This is a genomic window from Nocardia blacklockiae, assembly GCF_015477355.1.
GTDB lineage: Bacteria > Actinomycetota > Actinomycetes > Mycobacteriales > Mycobacteriaceae > Nocardia > Nocardia blacklockiae.
The window spans coordinates 215,040-233,466 of sequence record NZ_JADLRJ010000010.1; the positions used below are offsets into that span (position 1 = coordinate 215,040).

At 69.6% G+C, this 18,427-nt stretch carries 12 protein-coding genes and 1 pseudogene; 7 read left to right on the forward strand and 6 right to left on the reverse strand.

Annotated features, from left to right (window positions below; all coding sequences use genetic code 11):
* The first annotated feature begins 5 nt into the window (after positions 1 to 5).
* Both IU476_RS27170 and IU476_RS27175 read left to right on the forward strand, forming a co-directional pair.
* Positions 6 to 1,508, forward strand: coding sequence for an MFS transporter (locus IU476_RS27170; protein ID WP_228824378.1), 1,503 nt, complete (start codon positions 6 to 8; stop codon positions 1,506 to 1,508).
* A 266-nt stretch (positions 1,509 to 1,774) separates the two neighbouring features.
* Entirely contained in the window at positions 1,775 to 3,049 is a 1,275-nt protein-coding gene (locus IU476_RS27175; RefSeq protein WP_195104727.1) for an MFS transporter, read from the forward strand.
* On the opposite strand, the pseudogene IU476_RS37245 reads toward IU476_RS27175, so the two are convergent.
* Positions 2,956 to 3,749 (reverse strand): annotated as a pseudogene (locus IU476_RS37245) (NAD-dependent epimerase/dehydratase family protein). The gene IU476_RS27175 and the pseudogene IU476_RS37245 sit on opposite strands and share 94 nt — an antisense overlap.
* A 492-nt stretch (positions 3,750 to 4,241) precedes the next feature.
* Here IU476_RS37245 and IU476_RS27185 point away from each other — a divergent pair.
* The gene (locus IU476_RS27185; RefSeq protein ID WP_195104729.1) at positions 4,242 to 4,814 is read left to right on the forward strand and encodes a nuclear transport factor 2 family protein; all 573 of its coding nucleotides are present in this window, start codon (positions 4,242 to 4,244) and stop codon (positions 4,812 to 4,814) included.
* Positions 4,815 to 5,016: 202 nt separating this feature from the next.
* A complete protein-coding gene (locus tag IU476_RS27190) occupies positions 5,017 to 5,862 on the forward strand; it encodes a helix-turn-helix domain-containing protein (RefSeq protein ID WP_195104731.1) in 846 nt (281 codons plus the stop codon).
* Between the two features lie 167 nt (positions 5,863 to 6,029).
* Here the strand turns inward: IU476_RS27190 and IU476_RS27195 are convergent, their stop codons facing one another.
* Entirely contained in the window at positions 6,030 to 7,946 is a 1,917-nt protein-coding gene (locus IU476_RS27195) for a glycoside hydrolase domain-containing protein (protein ID WP_195104733.1), read from the reverse strand.
* A 10-nt stretch (positions 7,947 to 7,956) separates the two neighbouring features.
* Entirely contained in the window at positions 7,957 to 10,629 is a 2,673-nt protein-coding gene (locus IU476_RS27200; protein WP_228824379.1) for a hypothetical protein, read from the reverse strand.
* 228 nt (positions 10,630 to 10,857) lie between these two features.
* Between IU476_RS27200 and IU476_RS27205 the strand changes: the two genes are divergently transcribed.
* A complete protein-coding gene (locus IU476_RS27205) occupies positions 10,858 to 11,937 on the forward strand; it encodes an oxygenase MpaB family protein (RefSeq protein WP_195104735.1) in 1,080 nt (359 codons plus the stop codon).
* A gap of 107 nt (positions 11,938 to 12,044) precedes the next feature.
* Here IU476_RS27205 and IU476_RS27210 read toward each other — a convergent pair whose 3' ends face one another.
* The 3 genes from IU476_RS27210 to IU476_RS27220 form a co-directional block, all read right to left on the reverse strand.
* Positions 12,045 to 13,010, reverse strand: a complete 966-nt coding sequence (locus IU476_RS27210; RefSeq protein WP_195104737.1) for a bacteriocin fulvocin C-related protein — start codon at positions 13,008 to 13,010, stop codon at positions 12,045 to 12,047.
* Between the two features lie 213 nt (positions 13,011 to 13,223).
* Positions 13,224 to 13,832: a hypothetical protein gene (locus IU476_RS27215; RefSeq protein ID WP_195104740.1), complete on the reverse strand. Its 609-nt coding sequence runs from the start codon at positions 13,830 to 13,832 to the stop codon at positions 13,224 to 13,226.
* A 97-nt stretch (positions 13,833 to 13,929) separates the two neighbouring features.
* On the reverse strand, positions 13,930 to 14,613 hold the full coding sequence (locus tag IU476_RS27220; protein ID WP_195104742.1) for a TetR/AcrR family transcriptional regulator: 684 nt from the start codon (positions 14,611 to 14,613) through the stop codon (positions 13,930 to 13,932).
* Between the two features lie 216 nt (positions 14,614 to 14,829).
* Here IU476_RS27220 and IU476_RS27225 point away from each other — a divergent pair, with 216 nt between their 5' ends.
* A complete protein-coding gene (locus IU476_RS27225) occupies positions 14,830 to 16,668 on the forward strand; it encodes an ABC transporter ATP-binding protein (protein ID WP_228824380.1) in 1,839 nt (612 codons plus the stop codon).
* A complete protein-coding gene (locus IU476_RS27230) occupies positions 16,665 to 18,410 on the forward strand; it encodes an ABC transporter ATP-binding protein (protein WP_195104744.1) in 1,746 nt (581 codons plus the stop codon). Before IU476_RS27225 ends, IU476_RS27230 begins: the two co-directional genes overlap by 4 nt.
* Positions 18,411 to 18,427: the final 17 nt, after the last annotated feature.

Sequence of the window (18,427 nt, forward strand, 5' to 3'; positions counted from 1 at the left end):
TAGCCATGCTTTCCAATGTCTCCAGCCGCGGCCGCGCGGTGTCAGGCGGACCCGGGCCGGTCGGGCGGCGCGGTCTGCTCGCCGTGATGTGTGCCTGTGTCGTCCTCGTCGTCGGCATGGTCGCCGCGGTCAACCTGGCCGTCCCACTGCTCGCCGCGAGTTCCCTGCGGCCGTCCGCTTCGGCGCTGGTCTGGATCGTCGACACCTACGTCATCTTCTTTGCCTGCCTGGTGATTCCGGGCGGCGCGGCGGGAGATCGCTTCGGGCGCAAGGGCGTACTGCTCGCCGGGCTGGCCTTGTTCGCGGCGGGCGCGCTGCTGTCCGCGACGGCGCCGGCCATGGTCCTGCTGCTGGCCGGGCGCGCGCTCACCGGCGTCGGCGCCGCGGCCGTGCTACCCAACACGCTGGCCGTGCTGCTACACGCCGTCCCCGCCGAACGCCGGGGCGCGACGATCGCGACGTGGGCCTCGATGACCGGAATCGGCGGTGTGGCAGGCAATGTCGGCGGCGGTGTGGTGCTGACGGGCGGGTCGTGGCGCTGGCTGTTCGCCGCCGCCGTGCCCCTCGCGTTGCTGCTCGCCGTGCTGACCGCCCGCATCGCGCCGGTGTCGCCGCGCAACGCCCACCGCCTCGACCCGCTCGGCGCGACACTGCTCGTCGCGGCGTCGCTGGCGCTGCTGATCGGCATCGTGGAGGGCCCGGAGCGGGGCTGGGGCAGCCCGCTGGTCGTCACTGGATTCGCCAGTGCGGCAGTGCTTTTCGCGGTATGGACGATTGTCGAACTGCGGGTCGAGCAACCGCTGCTGGATCCGCGGCTGTTCCGGCTCGCGGGCCTGCGCAGTGCCTGCCTCGGCATGGTGGCGGTGTTCTTCGGGATGTTCGCGCTGTTCTACGTCAACGCGTCGTTCCTCCAGTACGCCAAGGGATTCGGGGTGCTGCGGACCGGTTTGGGCATCGTCCCGCTGACCGTCCCGATCGTGCTCGGCGCCCGCCACGTCGGACGGCTGTCGCAGCGCATCGGTCTCGACGCCACCGCCGCGGCGGCCTTCGTCTGCGTCGGCGGCGGACTGCTCGGACTGTCCACGAGCGGCGCCGCGACACCCTACGTCGCCTACGCCGCGTGGCTGGTGGTGACGGGAATCGGTGTCACGCTGGCACTGCCGACGCTGTCCGGGGCCATCGCCGGCGCGCTGCCGCCCGCCCAGGCCGGCGCGGGCGCCGGATTGCAGGCCACGACAAGGGAATTCGGCAGCGCGCTGGGTGTGGCCGTGATCGGCACGGTACTCACCGCGCGCTTCGTCGCGGCCCTGCCGGCGGACATCCGGGCCGGCCACGACCCGCACACCGCGGCGCAGGCGCTCGCCGCCGCACCCGCGCGGGCCCCGGAGGTCGTCGCTGCGTTCGTCACCGGCGCGGACGCCGGGCTGCGTCTGATCGGCCTGCTCGTGCTGATACTCGGCGGCCTGGTCGTGCTGGAGTCGATGTTCGCGCGTCGCGCCCGGCGGTGACCGCCGGTGCCCGGGCCGCGCGGCCTACTCCGGCGAGTTCTGGCGAGCAGCAACCCCGCCCTGCACTGCCGGCGAGGTTGATGTCTTGCGCGTACTGAACATGAGCCGGGCCGTCATGGCGGCCCATGCGCAGCAGACCACGCTGCAGGACAACAGCAGACAACGCAGTTCGAGATCTGCTGCGGTATCTAACATAAGCCGTAGCGATCAATTCGATCGGTAACCATCGCTTTTTATAATATCGCTGCCGACCTAGCGTCGTTGCCATGACGAACGTGAGCGCGATCAGTCCGGCGGCGGCCACGGCAATCCTGCGCCGACCGTGCCGGCCGCGCCTGGGGTTGCCCAAACTGGTGTGGGCCCTGGCGGCCACGTACTTCGTCGGTCGGGCCGGTGGTGTCGTGCGGTCGTTTCTGGTGCTGTATCTGACGCAAACGCAGCATCTCTCGACCGCGACTGTCGGCGCGGTGGTCGCGGCTGTCGGGGTGGGAGATATCGGATCCCAGTTGTTGGGTGGCTGGTTGGGAGACCGGATCGGCCGGCGCAACACGATGCTGGTGGGGTTCGTGGGCGCCGCTGGGGCGCTCGCCGCGCTCGGCGCAGCGGATTCGATGCCCGAGATCTGGGCGGCCGCCATAGGTGTCGGACTGACGATCGAGCTGTTCCGCCCTGCCGGGTCGGCCGCGGTGGCTGATCTGCCCACCCGGCAACGGATCCGTGCGTTCGGATTGCTGTACTGGGCAGCCAACCTCGGCTTCTCGGTCGCCACGGTCACGGCCGGGATCCTGGCCGAGTACGGATACGGTCTGCTGTTCTCGATCAACGTGGCGGCCTCGCTGACCGCGGCGCTGATCGTCTGGCGTCAGGTGCCGGAAACCCGTCCGACCAGGTCGACGCGGACGCGGCAGGCGCTGCTGCCCGTTGTGCTGCGTGACCGGTTGATGATCGCGATGATGGCGACACACATCGGCTACTTCACGCTGTTCCTGCAGACGTTCACGACGCTGCCGCTGTTGATGACGGCCTCCGGTCTCGGTCCCGCGACGTACGGCGCGGTGCTGGCGCTGAACGGGATCGCCATCGTGGCCCTCCAGCCATTGGCGGTCCGACTGCTCGCCGACCGCAACGGCAACGCGGTGGCGGCCGTCTCGATGCTGCTGGTCGGAGTGGGCGCGGCGCTCGGTGCCAGCAGCCACGGCACCGCCGGCTTCGCCGGATCGGTCCTGATCTGGACCCTCGGCCAGATAGGCATCGCCGTCCGGTTCGGCGACACCTTCGCCGAGCTCGCACCCGCCGAGCTGCGTGGCAGGTACATGGGCCTCGCCTCGACCACCTGGAGCATCGGCGCGGTGCTCGGCCCGTTGGCGGGAACCGCGCTGCTCGTTTCGGCCGGACCAACCGTCCTCGCAACGGCATGCGCGACCAGCGGGATCGCGCTCTTCGCCGCTCAGCGGGCACTCGCACCGGCACTGCGCCGCCGAACCACAGCGCACGAGGGATCCCACGAAACGAACAACGACAGGAAAGGCATTGCCGCATGAGCACGTACCTGTTGATCCACGGTGGCGGAGACGTCGGCTGGTCCTAGCACCTGGTCGCGGCCGAGCTGCTGGTTCTGGTGGCCGGCATGATCGGTGCACGACGCCGACAGCGAGCACCACGAGCCGGTGCCGGGCGCGGGTGAAGCGGAGCGGCCTGTGGCGAAGGAGTCATCGTGTTCGGGGGTGGCGGTGGTGGAGACGCACATCGCGACCGCCGGAAGTTGTTGTGTGCGTGCGTAGTCCAGCACCAGGTTCTCCGCGGCGAGCCGGGACGCGATGTAGGCGCCGCCGTCCCAGTTGTGCGGGTCGTCCTCTGTGACCGTGCGTTCGGTGCTGACGGCCATCGTGCCGGTGGTGCTGGTGAACACGAACTTCTCCGGTGCGATCGCCACCGCGGCGTCGAGGACGTGGCGCAGGGCATCGACGTTGGTGCGCCACAACACTGTTGGGTCACGCACCCACATGCGCGCGTCGACCACGCAGTAGTAGACGACGTCGCAGCCCGTCATTGCGGTACGCAGGACGGCGTCGTCGAACAGGTCACCGTAGTGGCGTTCGACGTCGAGGTCGTCGAGGCGCGGGTGGAGCTGGTGGGGCGCAATAGGACTCGCACGGACTCGCCGTCGGCGACCAACCGGCGGGTCACCTGGCTGCCGAGGAATCCACTGGCGCCGATGACGAGTTTCTTCGGGTGGGCCATCGCGGTGCTCTCCGATCAGTCGGCCGGACCAACGAACTCGGTGATCAGCCGGGTCAGCTCTCCACACCCTCCGCGCGTTCACCGCTACGGGTAAAGAATCGAATATTCGATAACTGGTATCGAACTTCTTTCGGTAGGCCGAACGTAAGGCAAGGCAACGTGGCAGTCAAGGCCCGCCGGGAAAGCCAGCGCCCACCCTGTCGTCGTTCCACTGACCGTCTCGGTCACCTCACAGCGGCATGGCCCGAGCTGAGCGGGCCGGATGTTGACGAGCCCGTGCCGGACACTTACCTTGCTAAGCAATAGTCGATGAAGTTAATCGAATATTCGATAAAAGTACGAGTGGGCGGCTCCACGTGCCGAGGTCCGAAATCTGGAACAGCGCGTCGCGCCCGAAGAGGAGAGCAGATCATGACCGCGGACAAGCACCGTCGATTCCCTGGCACAGCAGGCCCGCATCGCGCAGCACGCGCCGTCTTGGCCGTGGGAGCTGTGGCGTTACTCGGAGCCGTCGGCACCGCGATCGGCCACGCCGAGCCGCCCGCGGGAGCGCTCACGCCGGGTGGTTTCTCGGCGGCCGACACCGGTACCGAGGTCGACGCGATGGAGCAGCTCAAGGCGGGCTACTGCGCCGACATCGACGCCAAGAACTGGGACGGCCTGCGTCAGCTGCTGGCCGAGGACGTCGTCGTCGACACCACCGCCAGCGCGGGCCCCGTCATCGTGGGCCGCGATCCCTTCATCGCATTCCTGAAAACCACTCTCGGCGCCGCCAACACCCACCACCAGGTCTTCGACCCGCAGATCACAGTGCACTCGGCGACGAGCGCCGAAGGTGTGTGGCGCATGGAGGACGTCCTGATCTTCGGCGGGACCCTCGGCGTGCACGGCTACGGCCACTACACCGAACGATACGAAAACAGCGGCAGCGGCTGGGTGATCGCGTACTCGAAACTCACCCGGACCCGCATCGATCTCATCAATCCCGCCGACGGTTCGGTGATACAGTCCGACGTTTCTGTCGACGAGGTCGCCGCGAAAATCCGCGCGATCATCGGCGGGTAACCGCTGCCACACGCGTCGCGGCACAACACACCGGTATCGAGCAACCTTGCGGCCACTACTCGTTCGGCATGCGCCCTGCCGCGTCGTCCCGCTTGTGGCTTTCGAGTACTCATCAGACGATGAGGTAAACCGATAGGGATGTATGGGATCCGTGGGTGGAGGAGTCGAGTTGCGAGGATCGGGTTCAGCGCCGACGGCGAGGGTGATCGATGTCGTCGAGTTGCTGTCACGGCCGGGCAGTGACCGGTTGCGCTACAGCGACATCGCCCGAGAGCTGAACCTGACACTGGCCACCACGCACGCGATTCTCAAGACGTTGTGCGATCGCGGCTGGATCAGCCGCGATCCGGCGACCAAAACATTCGCGCTGGGTCCCGGGCTGGCCCCCGTGGCCGCGGCGGTCGACACCCGGCCGTTCGTCGCGAGCGCTCGGGCGGCGGCCATCGAATTGGCCGCCGAATTCGGTTACGCCGCTTCGGTGACGGAGAAGCTGGCAGAGGGATCGCTTGTCATCAGCGCGTTCGTCGGCGGCGAACGCTTGTGGCCCGGTGATCGTATTCCCTACGCGCCTCCCTTCGGGGCGGCGTTCGCGGCATGGGACACCGAAGCGGGCCGCCAAGGCTGGATCACCCGGGCCGCACCGGCGCACAGCGAGATCGCCCAGCAGCTGGCCGATGTCCTGCGAGAAACGCGCGCCCGCGGATTCGACGTGGACTGCACATCACCGGCAGTGGGCCGCGCGGCGAGCCTGCTGACCACGCTCGACACCGGCACCATCGCGTTGCCGCAGAACATTCGCGAAACCCTCGACCGATTGCGCGTCGAATTCACCACTTTGGGCACACCGGCCACGCTGTCGGGCACCACACAGCCGGTCGCGGCGATCACCGCCCCGGTCCTCGATCGCGCAGGTCATGCCGTGCTCCTGGTCGCCGTCCACCCTTTGGTCGACCTCGGCCTCGACCGGATCGAGGCGATCGGCCGCCACGTGGCCGGGAAGGCGGCGGCGATCACCGAATCCGGCGCACTGATATCGAACAGTCGATAGTTCACGATCTCCGTGCCGCACGAACTGCCGAATCTACGCGGGGCGCTGGACGGCCTGGGTCCACTTTCTTTGTGCAGGTCAGGCACAGGCTGGCCGTGGGCAGGATCCGCGGCCGGATGTGTGGCGAGGCGGTACGGCAAGTTGTTAGCGGGTTGAGCCGGGTGTGGTCAGTGGTAGGCGAGGGTGCCGTCGGCGAGCAATTCCAAGGTGCGGGTGGTGAAGGTGCCGTCGTCGGTGACGCCGATGATGTCGATGATGCGGGGGCCGCGGGTGGCGAGGGCCAGTGGTCTGCCGGTGGAGAACGGGGCGGTGGCCGTGGTGGTGTCGGACCAGCGGTTGGCGGACCAGGTCGACCAGGCCAGTTGTCCTTCGCTGGTGACGCCGACCAGGAGTACGGCGTCGGCGACGGGGGTCAGGTGCAGGGTCATCCACCAGGCCGCGGCGGGCTGTGCGGGCCCGGCTCGCAGCACCCATTCCGATTCGACCTGGACGGCGTGGACGAGCGCGGTGCGGGCGCGGTTCTGCACGAGGCAGTGCAGGGTCCCGGACGTGTCGGCGGCCAGGCCTACGCCGGTGGCCGCGGCGGCGCCGCCGGGAATGTCCAGTGTGGTGACGCGCCACTCCGTACCGGCGGTCCACATGGCGAGGGCGAGTTTCCAGTGTTTCGCCCAGTCTCCGGAGGGCGGCGGCAGCGTGTAATCGAATGTGACCCAGCCGATGTCGAGGCGCTCGGGGGTGGTGGCGAGCGCGGCCAGGTTCGTGCCGCCTGCCGCGAGCGGAGCGGCGAAGAGGCGGCGTTGCCGGTCCCACCGCTGTTCGGTGGGATGCCACCACTGCTGCACCACGTGCTGGGTGCGGTCGACGTAGAACAGGTCGATGCGGTCGGTGAATCGCGAAACCGCCGCCAGCGGAGTGCCTTTGCGCGCGGGCGCGGTCGGGTTCAGTGGCCACGGGTGTTTCGGGTGCTTGTCGCGGGGCGTCACCCACGAGGTGCGCACGAATCCGTCCAGGCCGGCGACGAACAGGTCCTGGTGGTCGGCGCGCCGCGACACGATGGCGGCATTCGCGGCGTCGAATCCGTCGAGTTCGGTGGCGGGCGTCGGCCCGATGTCGGCGGGGCGGAGATTCAGGTCGGCGGGCCCGGTGAACGCGCCGGTGCGGTCCCGGCCACCGGTCTGCAAACCGGTGGAGCGGGCGAGGCACAGGTAGACCCGGTCCGAGACGCCGCCGTCCTCGGTGGCGGCGACGGCCACGGCGGCGCGTGGATGGGTGGGATCGAAGGCGATGGCGGCGTCCCAATCCGCCGATCTGGCAGGGCCTTTCGTGCGTTTGCCGGTGGCGTCGGGCCAGTCGATGCTCTCCTGCGCGACGGCGCGCTGCTGCGCCGCGGCAGGGTCGGTGCGGCCCTTGCGGTACCAATCGTATTGGCAGCCGACGACTTCCGCGGCGCTCGCCCAGGCCGGGTCGGTGTCGGGCACCGGCCACCGCGACGGTGGCGCGGGCGGCAGCGTGAAGGTGTCGCGATCGAAATGCGCTCTGGTGTGCCCGGCGATGGCGTACGGGAACAGCTCCGGGGGCCGTAGTGACCGGAAGTCCGCGGACAGCAAGCCATTCGGCGTGACATCGCGGTAGCTCAGATACGCGCCGGCGCGATATCCGGCGGCCCGCACCGCCGTCATCCAGTCGGCCACGTAACGCCCGACCTTGTCCCGGGCGCCCTTGACCAGGGAGGGTTCCTCGATGTCGAGGTAGATCACCGCGCCTTTCTCCAGACGGGCGGCGACCGCCAGTTGCGCCGCTTTCCTCCCGTGCCGCGCGCCGTCGGCGTTCGCCATCGCCCGCCCCACCGCGCCCGGGTGGTCGCGGTTCGAGGCGAAGGAGACCCACAGCGGGAACCGGCCCCAGCCGAGATCGCACAGGTCGAACCAGTGACTCGTCCATGAGGTGGAGTCGTCGCCCGGGCCGCCGGCCAGGTAGAAGCCGCAGAACCGGAGGTTGGAGTGCTGCCACAGCCAGACCATGCGGTCGTCCCACTTGTTGATGTCCAGGCCCGGATAGACCGGATCATCCGGTGTCGCAACCACTGTCGCTCCTTCAGGAGACCTGGCCCAGGTTGCTGCTGACGGCGATGTCGGTGCCCGAGGTCGGGGTGTATTCGTTCCACTCGGCGATCAATTCGCCCTTCTCGCCGGGTTGGACGATCGGGAAAGGGGCGGCGGCGGTGCCCACATGCTGGTAGGCGAGCTTCGACAGCACGAGGTGGGTGCCGTCGGCCGGGATCGAGACGATGGTCTGCACCTCCTGGACGTGTACCAGGTCGCGCACCGAGTCGACGACCACCCGGCCGCCGACGGTGAACCCGGCGCTCGACTCCACCTGCACGCTGACCGGCCCGGTGCTCGGGCCGACCGTGACCGGTGCGTTGGTGAACACCGAATCCTGCAGGCGCGCCGCGCTTCTCCCGGGATTGGCGGGCGGGATGCCCGGGTAGTTGCGGTCGTCGTAGGCGGCGATCTCCTGCGCGATCGACCAGTACCGCGACGGTGTGCTCGGCTCGGTCGGGTCATCGATCACGCCGCGCTCGACGAAGTTCGCCCAGCGAGTCTCCCAGCCCTTGCGGATCGTCAGCACCACCCGGGCGCTGCCCGCGCGCAGGAACGCCTGCCGGTTGGCGTCGGGATGCTTGATGCCGCGAATGAACGCCCAGCTGTCGGGGATGTCCCAGAAGTAGGAGTACAGGAAACTGGTGACGTTCTCCCACTCGATGGCCTGGTTGACGAACCGCACGTGGTCCTCGAATTCGCGCACCACGCTCCACAGCGTCGAGTCCGGGCCGATCACCCGGCTGTCGAAGCTGGTGCCGTGCGCGACGTCGATGCCGTTGTCCACGAACTCCTTCACCACCGCGGCCGGCATGGTGGGGAACTTGCCACCGAGCAGGTAGCGCAGGACGCCCTTCATGACCTCGTCGTTCTCCTCGCGGCGCAGCGTCAGGGTGTCGACGTGCGCGAGCCGGTCCTCCAGGGCGGCGATCCGGCCCGCGATGTCCTGCTGATCGGCGTAGTACTGGGTCTGCAGCGCGTTGTAGAAGCCGTTCCACACGTCGGCACGCCACTGCGCCATGGCCTCGACGGTCGGCACACAGGTCACCGTGAATTCCAGTGCCGCGGTGGCGACATCCTCGAACACGAGGACGATCGGCTGGCTTCCGGTGCTGCCCGCCATGAAGTCCGCGCCGGCGGGCGTGACGAGTTTCTCGTCGTGGTAGTCCCGGTAGTCCCACGGGTCGAAGGCGAGGGTGGTGCCCTCGATGGTGAACCGCCCGGACGGGCCGGTGGAACTGGACATGTGCCCGTTGAGGACGACCGATCGGATCTCGTACCCGTCGCGCACGTTCACCGTCGCCTTGCCGCTGGAGCGGCCGCGCCCCGCGGTGGATTGTTCGGGGATGACTCGCAATGTGACGACGGGGCGCGGCGGTGGCGGCGGCGGGGGTACGTGGAAGCGCTCGGCCAGCACCAGGTAGTGCGGTTGTTTGGGGGTCGGCGGGTTGGTCGGCGGCGGCTCCGGATCCTCCGTGCGGACGTCGGAGGTGATGTCGCTGACCGGGAGGGTGAAGACGAACGGAGCCAGCTTCGCCTTGAGCTCGGCGAGTTCGACGTACGCGGCGCGCAGCGACGCCGCGGGCTCGGGCAGCACGATGTCGTAGGTTTGGCGTAATCCGAAGCGGTACAGGCGAACCTGCCACTTGCGCATCATGCTGAAGTAGTCGATCCGGATGGCGTTCTGGTCGCTGGGGTTCTTCAGCGAGCGGGTGGTGCTCTGCTCGGTGCCGGTCACGGTCGTGGTCGAGATGGTGACCTTGTGTTCCTGTTTGGAGCGGGTGGAGGCCTTCTGGGTCAGGCTCGTCGCGTGTTTGCGGCTCTCGGTGGCGGAGTTCGACTCCTTGCTCTGGCCGGTGTAGGTCGAGGTCACCGAGCCGGAGATGACCGGGATGCCGCCCTTCACCGTGCCGGTGATGTTGAACTGGTTCGAATGTTCCTGCTCGGAGGTGGCGGCCTGGGACAGTTCGGTGTTGTCGGTGACGCCGGTCTCGCTGAGGGTTTCCAGCGAGTCGGTGACGATCGAGGTGAATTCCTTCTTCTGGACCGACCATTCCTTCTGGGTGACCGCGGTCTGCTCCAGCGGCGCGAGCGGGATCGTGGCGATCAGCTCGCCGCGCTCGATGCCCGCGGGCGCCATCTCCAGCCGCTCGAGGTTCATCAACCCGAGCTTGGGCCCGACGAGGTCGGCCTCGAACTGCCGGACCGCGATCTGTGCTCGCCGCAGCGCCAATTGCGCCGCACCGGAAGCCGATGCGTCCTCGGCGGCCTTCGCCGAAGCACGTACTTGCGCCTGCCGCAGTTCGACGAGCTGGTGCCCGACCGACAGCAGTTGCTCGAACGGGATCTCGGCGAGTGCGGGCATGCGGGCGGTGAACGACACGGTGGTGCCGTCGGTGAGCGCCGCGAAGAACTCGCGCACCGCGTCGGACGCGGCGCCGGGCGGCGCCAGTTCGGCCGCCTCGCCCGCGCCGAGCCCGAGCGACCGTAGGTAGACGAGTTTCGGGAGCGCCTGGCCGACCTGCGCCACCGGCACCCGCAGCGGGACCAAGGTGGCCTTGTAGATGTGCCGTGCGGCGGAGTCGAGCACCGGAGCCGGGGCGGGCGCGGCGGGCGCGACGGCCTCGGATCCGTGATCCAGTGAGATTTCGATGTCGGATGTCATGCGTCCCCCTCACATGTCAGTCATTACAGGCTAGCCGACAATCACGGGCCCGCACCGTAATCGACTTAATTGGTCAAATGACCGAATTCTGGTGTGTGGCAGAGGGTTTCACCAAGCGAATGTTCGGGCGTAATTCGCCGCGATCCGCTCCGGCTCGAGGTTACGCCGACGAATTCGTCGCGGTCCGGTTACCGTGGGCCGCACGGGATTTCTTCGATGGAGTGGGTTATGGGCACACCGGCGACGGTCAGTGAGGGCGACGCACGTGCCGAGTGGTTGCGGGAGATGCCGTTGTCGCCGTGGCTGGATGTGGGTGATCCGTTGGCGGAGGATGTCGTCGGCGTGATGCGGGCGCGGCGGCAACCGATGGCCGATCCGCTGCCGCGGATCCGGCGCCTCGCCGCGGACGGCGACCGGGCGTGCCGAGACTTCCTGCGCGACATCGAGACTCCGCCGGAATGGGCGGACTTCGCGCGGATGCGGCTGGGTGGGGCGATGGCACACCGTCATTTCGGGCAGTACGTCTTCGCGGTCGGACACGGTGCGCTGATGACCACGTTCAGTTCGCCGGATTCCGCCTATATCCTGACCCGCACCAATCGGCTCGAACGCGACGTGGTGCGACGGCTGTTCGAGTCATCGGAATTGTTCTTCGGAGTCCTCGACACCGACGAACTCCGCCCGGGCGGGAGCGCTTGGGAAACCTGCGTGCGGATCAGGTTGCTGCACACCATGATTCGGCTGCGGCTGGTGGCGGACGGGTGGCCGCTGCCCGGCACGCCAATCAACGCGCTGCACACCGCCGCGGGCCCGCTGTTCTTCGGCGCGATGATGCTGGACCGGCTGCGCTCGCTCGGCGCGTCCATCAGCCCCGCGGAGCGCGACGGGTTCTACATGATCTGGCGGTATGTGACCCGACTGCTGGGCGTGCCGCGCGAACTGCTGGGCGACACCGCCGCCGAACAGTCCGTCCTGGACGCGCGAATTCTGCCCTACACCTTCGATCCCGACGACAACTCTCGCCGGCTGGCCGACGTCGCGCTCACCGGGCTGAGCCGGATGCCGGTGGCGCGTCTGCTGCCTCGCGCCAGCCACGAGGTCATGGCGCGGTACCTGCTCGGCGGCGACCGCGCCGACGCGATGGGCATCCCCGCCCATCGCCTCGGTACCGCCGTCATGGTTGTCCTGGCACTGGGACTGAGACCCTACGGGTTCGTGCAGCGACTTCCGGTCGTCGCGCCGCGCCTGGAGCGGTTCGGGCGGCGTTGCCTGCGGGACCTGCGGAACGCCGGACCGGCCGGAATTTGAAGGCACCCATAGGGCGGGACGCGCAGGGATTGTCGCCGAGGACATAGACCCCGGCGGAGGGCGACGGCCGCCGGTGGACCCGTCGAGGTGTCGAGGGCCGGGCCCGGTCAGCTGCAGCGGCCGTCGCACGGTTCGACCCATGCGGTGCCGCAGCCGCTCCGGGTGAACTCGCAGTCGCTGGCGGGGTAGCAGTGCTGGTCTCCGCACCAGCCGTCGGTTGTCGCGCAGGGGCAGGTGTTGGCTGCGATTTCGCGGGTGGCGGGGCCGAGTATGCCGATGGCCGCGTAGGCGCGGTCGGGGCCGAAGGCGTCGATCGCGGCCTTCTTCAAATCCCCGAGCCGGGCTCGGACCGGAGCGCGGTCGTGTCCGTCGAAGGTCGATTCCTTGCCGAGAAGTTCCGCGGCGCGGTCGAGGACCTCACGTTGTGCGGGAGTGAAATCGGTGTGCGTGCTGCGGAAGTGAGCGAGGTGATCGGTCCACAGTGTGCTGCGCACCTGGGGAGTGTGCGCGTCGAAAATCTGCCGACGGTAGGAGAGGGGGTACTCGACGACCTGCTCGTAGGTGCGGGGGAGGTTGTCGCGGTGCGCGTGCACCCAGGAGCGCGCGGATTCCTGTTCCTTGGCGGCGAACGCGGGCACGGTGCCGGTGAGGATCAGACCGGCCGCCACGCCCGCGCCACCGGCGAGCCGCAGGAACTGCGCGCGGCCGACCGCGGCGGCGCCGGACGGCGCACCGGGGAGTTCGCTGGCCGCGCCGTCCGCGCGGCGGCGCAACGTGCCCAGCGCGTGCACGACGCGGACGCTCGCCACCGGACCGAGCCGACGGGCGAGCGGAATGGCGATCGCGCTGCCGGTCCAGGCCCGTACCTGCTCGCCCGCGCCGTCGACGCGCAGCAGCGTGGGCGCCCATTCGGGGTCGGCGCCGAGTGCGCGCTGCCGCCACCGTGTCACGTCGGCGTCGGCGAGCGACAGTACCTCGATCCGGTCCCGGCAGGCCTCGCCGACCACGGCGGACACGTTTCGACAGGTGCCGCAGGAGGCGTCGAAGGCCAGAATCCAGCGCTGGTGAGTCATGGACCGTCCTTACTACAGGTGGCACGGGGCAACCGCCGAATGCCGGCGCGGAATTGCCGATGAACTGGTGTAGAAACTGGGGCCGCTCTTTCGGCTGACGATATTTCCTGTAGCCCAAGACGATTCGCATCGGTAATTGCTAGGTAATACCTAGAAGGAGAGCTACGCCGATCTCGCCGACGGAGCGCACTGCGGCGACGTCCCGGCCGTCGGCTATGCCGGGGCGTTCGGTCCGGGTTCGGCGGGCACGTCCGTCGTGGTTCCGCGGATCGGCAGGATGCAGATCACCACGATCACCACGGTGCCGAGCGCGGTGACGCCGCCGAAGATCGCCGCACTGCCGAAGCTGACGTCGGCGGCCTCGCGGACGTTGACGGTCCGTTCGTCCGACAGCAGACCGCCCAGGGCTCCGGTGCCGGGACTCTCGACGAGCGTCTTGAACACCTGACCCTTGCTGTTGAGATACAGCAGCGTGCAGAGCACCGACAACGCCTGTCCCGTCGCGCAACCCAGGACGAGCAGGGCCAGCCCGACTCTGCCGTCGCGCAGGTACAGGCCGACCGCGACGATCGTCGCGAGCGCCGCCGCGGCGGTCAGCACGCCCCAGGCGCCGCTGATGTGCGCGGGATTCGCGCCCTCACCCCAGACGTCGGCCAGGTTCGGATCGGTGGTGCCCTGCGTCCGGCCGAAAGCGTTGGCCACGACCTTGCCCCGGCGTCCCGCCGCGACCAGCCACGGCTGGAAGAGCACGACGGCCGTGACGAGGCTCAGAGCCGCCGCACACAGAAAGGCCCAATACACGCGCAGATCGCGATCGGTCATCGCAAGCTCCCGTACCGGCCCAATGCACGCTATTGAATCACGCGGCGAACCGCGCCACACGCCGAGTCGGCGAAGTGTGCCCGGGGGACACCATGGGTCATCTGCCGTGGGAGGTGAGGTTGGCGATGAGGCCGTCGACGATGTCGCACACCGCTTTTCGCGTGTCGTAGCGGGCGACCGCGGTGGTCCAGTGGGGTAGGGCGGCTACCGCGGACGGGAAGTCGTCGCGTAGGTCGGAGGCGGCGGAATCGGTCCAGTGGGGTGGGGTTCGGCCGCGGCGGGTGGCGGCGGCGCGGTCGTCGGCGGCTCGGCGGGCGGTGAGTTCGCCGAGTGTGAAGCGCCAGAGCACGGAATACAGGTAGACCGCTTGCTCCTCGGTGGCGCCGAGGGATCGGGCGCAGCCGACGAATTCGTCGAGGATCCACATCGCCGCCCGGCCGTAGGTCTCGCCGGTGAGGAGAATGTCGACCACCCATGGCATTTCGTGCAGGGTGTCGATGAGGTAGAGGACGATCGCGACCAGGCGCTCCCGGGGGTCGGCGGGGAGTTCCGGCTGTCGCAGGTCGTCGGCGCGGGCGTCGAGGACGGCGAAGAACAGCGCGCCCTTGGTGGGGAAGTGGTGGTAGATCGCCGCCGTGCTGACGCCGAGCCGACCGGCGAGCCGCCGCATGCTGAACGCGCTCGCGCCGTCGGCGGCGAGCATGTCGCCGGTGGCGGCGAGCACCGCGTCGCGCTCCAGGCGGACCGGTCGGCCGCGGCGGCGGGGGGCGGGGTTCGGCACGGCGCTCCATTCTTCCGGCGGCGCTCTCGGCGGGCGAGGCGGGGTTGTCCCATGATAAAAATACGCGTTGGGAAAATTCGGCGACGGCCGCTGTCGCCGCCTTCACCCGGGGTGCGAGCTGTGTTAGAGTCCAGTTCGCAGTAATGACAATCGTTTTCATATACCGGCTGTCGAGGCTGCCGGAGCTGTACGCGCGCGATCGACGGGAGCCGTGAGATGACTGGGACCGGAGCGGCGCTCCAAGTGGACGAGGTGGAGCAAGAGCCGCGGCCGGCCGAGGTGACCCCGGGCAGCGCGCTCGTCCGGGTGACCGAGCCGGTCCGCGGGCGGCTCACGGCGGCGCTCGCCGTCGCCGCCCTGGGCGGCGCCGCCGGGGTCGCCGGTTGCGTCGGCCTCGCGCTGGCACTGCGGGAACTGCTGGCCGCCGACACCGCGAGCGGCACGGTCGTGCGCTACCTCGTGCTCGCCGCCGCCGGGTTCCTCGCTCGATTCGCCTTGCGCGCCTGGTCCTTTCTGCTCTCGCACCTGGCCTCGTTCGATCTCGAGCAGCGCCTGCGCCGCGATCTCGCCGCGCACCTGGCCCGGATCCCGCTCGGGGAGGCGCAGCGGCTGGGCTCCGGCGCGGTGAAGAAGATCGTCCAGGACGATGTGCGCGGACTGCACATGGCGGTGGCCGACGCGGTGCCGCTCGCCGGATTCACGGTGGCGCAACCCGTCGCGGCGCTGATCGCCCTGGGCTTCGTGGACTGGCGGCTGCTGCTGGCGGTCGCGCTGTTCCTGCCGGTGGTGTTCCTCGGCATGCAGCTGACCCTGCGCGACTACGTCGAGACCCGCCGCCGCTACGACGAGGCCAACGAGGCGATCAACGCGGCGACGGTCGAGTTCGTGCAGGGCATGCCGGTGGTGCGGACGTTCGACGACGGCACGGTCTCGTTCCGCCGCTTCGTGGACCGCGTCCGGCAGTTCAACGTCGCTACCACCAACTGGCAGAACAACAATCGCGGCGCGATGATCTTCGCCAACCTGACCGTCGCGCCGCTGCCGACCATCGTCATCGTGACCGCGGTCGGCATCTGGCTGACCTCCGCCGGGTCGATGTCGCCCGCCACGCTGATCGCCGCCGTCCTCATCGGCACCCTGCCGGTGGAGTCGGTGGTGCCGCTGATGAACCTGTCGAACCTGATCAACGACTCCAAGGCCGGAGCCGCTCGGATCGTCGAACTGCTAGACATCGCGCCGCTGCCCGAGCCGGAGCACCCGCGGCGCCCGGCGGACGGGTCGATCGAGTTCCGGTCCGTCCGGTTCGGGTACGCGGGGGCGGACCGGGCCGCCCTGGACGGCGTCGATCTGACCGTGCCGAGCGGGACGGTGTGCGCGCTGGTCGGGCCGTCGGGCTCCGGGAAATCGACTGTGGCGCGGTTGATCCCGCGGTTCTGGGACGTGGACGCCGGGCAGGTGCTGGTCGGCGGCGTCGACGTCCGGCAGATCCCGTCCGAGGACCTGCTCCGGCACCTGGCGATGGTCTTCCAGGACCCGTTCCTGCTCTCGGACACCGTGGCCGCGAACATCCGGCTCGGCCGGCCCGCGGCCACCGACGCCGAGGTCGAGGCCGCCGCGAAGGCCGCGCGGGCACACGATTTCATCGTCTCGGAGCTGCCGCGGGGCTACCAGACCCCGGTCGGCGAGCGCGGCGCCCGGCTCTCCGGCGGCCAGCGACAGCGGATCACCCTCGCGCGGGCCCTGCTGGCCGACGCGCCGATCGTGATCCTCGACGAGGCGACCTCGTTCGCGGACCCGGAGAACGAGGCGGCCATCCAGGACGCCATCGCCGAACTCACCCGCGGCCGCACCGTGCTCGTGGTCGCGCACCGGCTGTCCACGATCGTCGACGCCGACCGGATCGTGGTGCTCGACGCCGGCCGGGTCGCCGAAACCGGCACGCACACCGAACTCGTCGCGGCCGGCGGCACCTACGCCCGGCTCTGGGACCACCACCGGCGCGCCCGGGGCTGGGGTCTCGGCGCGGGCACCACCGAGGAGGTCACGCACCGATGAGCAGAATCCTGCGGCTCATGCTGCTCGCCGCCGGGGACTACCGCGACGAGTTCCGCCGCACCCTGTGGTTCGCGCTGCTCGCCTCGATCCTGCAGGCCGCCGCCTACGCCACGCTGATCCCGATCCTGTATCAGCTGAGCCGGCCGGAGGTCGACATCGCCGCCGCGTGGCGCTGGTTCGCGGTGCTGGTGGTGTGCTGGGTGCTCCAGGCGGCCTGCCACTACGGGCAGCTCCGGTTCGAGTTCGGCCGCTGGGCCGACGTGCTCGCCGCCACCCGGTTGCGGCTGGGCGACCGGCTGCGGACCATGCCGCAGGCCGATCTCGAGCGCCGGGCCGCGGGCGATCTCACCACGGTGATGGGCAGCAACGTCGCCAACGCGACGATGGGCTCGTCCGGGATGGCGCTGCTGTTCATCCAGATGGTGACGGTGCCCGTCGTCATCGGCGTGGTCATCCTCGCGGTCGACTGGCGTCTCGGCCTGGTCCTCGCGGTGTCGCTGCCGTTCGCGGTGTTGTTTGTCCGTCGCATCCAGCAGATCACCGGCGCGGGCGCGCGGCGGACCGACGCCGCCGACGCCGCGGCCGCCGCCCGGGTGGTCGAGTACGTGCAGGGGCTGCCGGTGCTGCGCGCGACCGGGCAGGTGGGCAGCTCGTCGCTGCGGCTGGTCGAGACCCTGGAGGAGCAGAACGAGGCCATGTCGGCCATGCAGAAGCGGCTGACCTGGCCCGGTCTGCTGGCCGCCGGTGTCGTCCAGCTCTGCCTGGTGGCGATGGTCGCCGTGGGCGCGGCCCTGGTGCTGGATGTGCGGCTGTCGGCGGCGCTGCTGATCGCCGTGGTGGCTGCCGCGGTGCGCTTCGCCGAGCCGCTGTCGGCCATGGCCAACATGTCCGCGATCTTCGAGGTCATCGACTCGGCGCTGGAGCGCGTCGGCGAGGTGCTGGACACTCCGGCGCTGCCGGTGCGCGCCCCGGAGGCCCGAATCACGGGGCACGACTTGGCATTCGAGGACGTGCGCTTCGGGTACGGCGACGGCGCGCAGGTGCTGCGCGGGGTGTCCTTCACCGCCCCGGCGCGCTCGCTCACCGCGCTGGTCGGCCCCTCCGGCTCCGGCAAGACGACGGTGACCCGGCTGCTGACCAGGTACGCCGATCCCGACGCGGGCAGCGTCCGGATCGGCGGGACCGACCTGCGCGACCTGGACCCGGCGGAGATCTACCGCAACATCGCGGTCGTGTTCCAGGACGTCTACCTGTTCGACGACACGATCCGGGCGAACATCGCGATGGCCGACCCGCACGCCACCCAGGAGCGGATCGAGGCCGCGGCCAGGGCCGCCAACGTGCACGCCTTCGTCGAGCGGCTCCCGCACGGCTACGACACCCGGGTCGGCGAGATCGGCTCCGCGCTGTCCGGCGGTGAGCGCCAGCGCATTTCGATCGCCCGCGCGATTCTCAAGGACGCGCCCATCGTGCTGCTGGACGAGCCGACCGCGGCGCTGGACACCGAGAGCGAGGTCTTCGTGCAGGAGGCCATCGACGCGCTGGTCGCGGACAAGACGGTCGTCGTGATCGCGCACCGGCTCTCCACCGTCGTGGCGGCCGACCAGATCCTGGTGCTGGAGGACGGTGCGGTGTCCGAACGCGGCACCCACGCCGAACTGCTGGCGCGGGAGGGGCGCTACCGCGCGATGTGGGCGGCGCAGAGCAGGGCGCGGACCTGGAAGGTCGGCGCCGCGGTGTAGTCCTCGGCGGCCGGGCT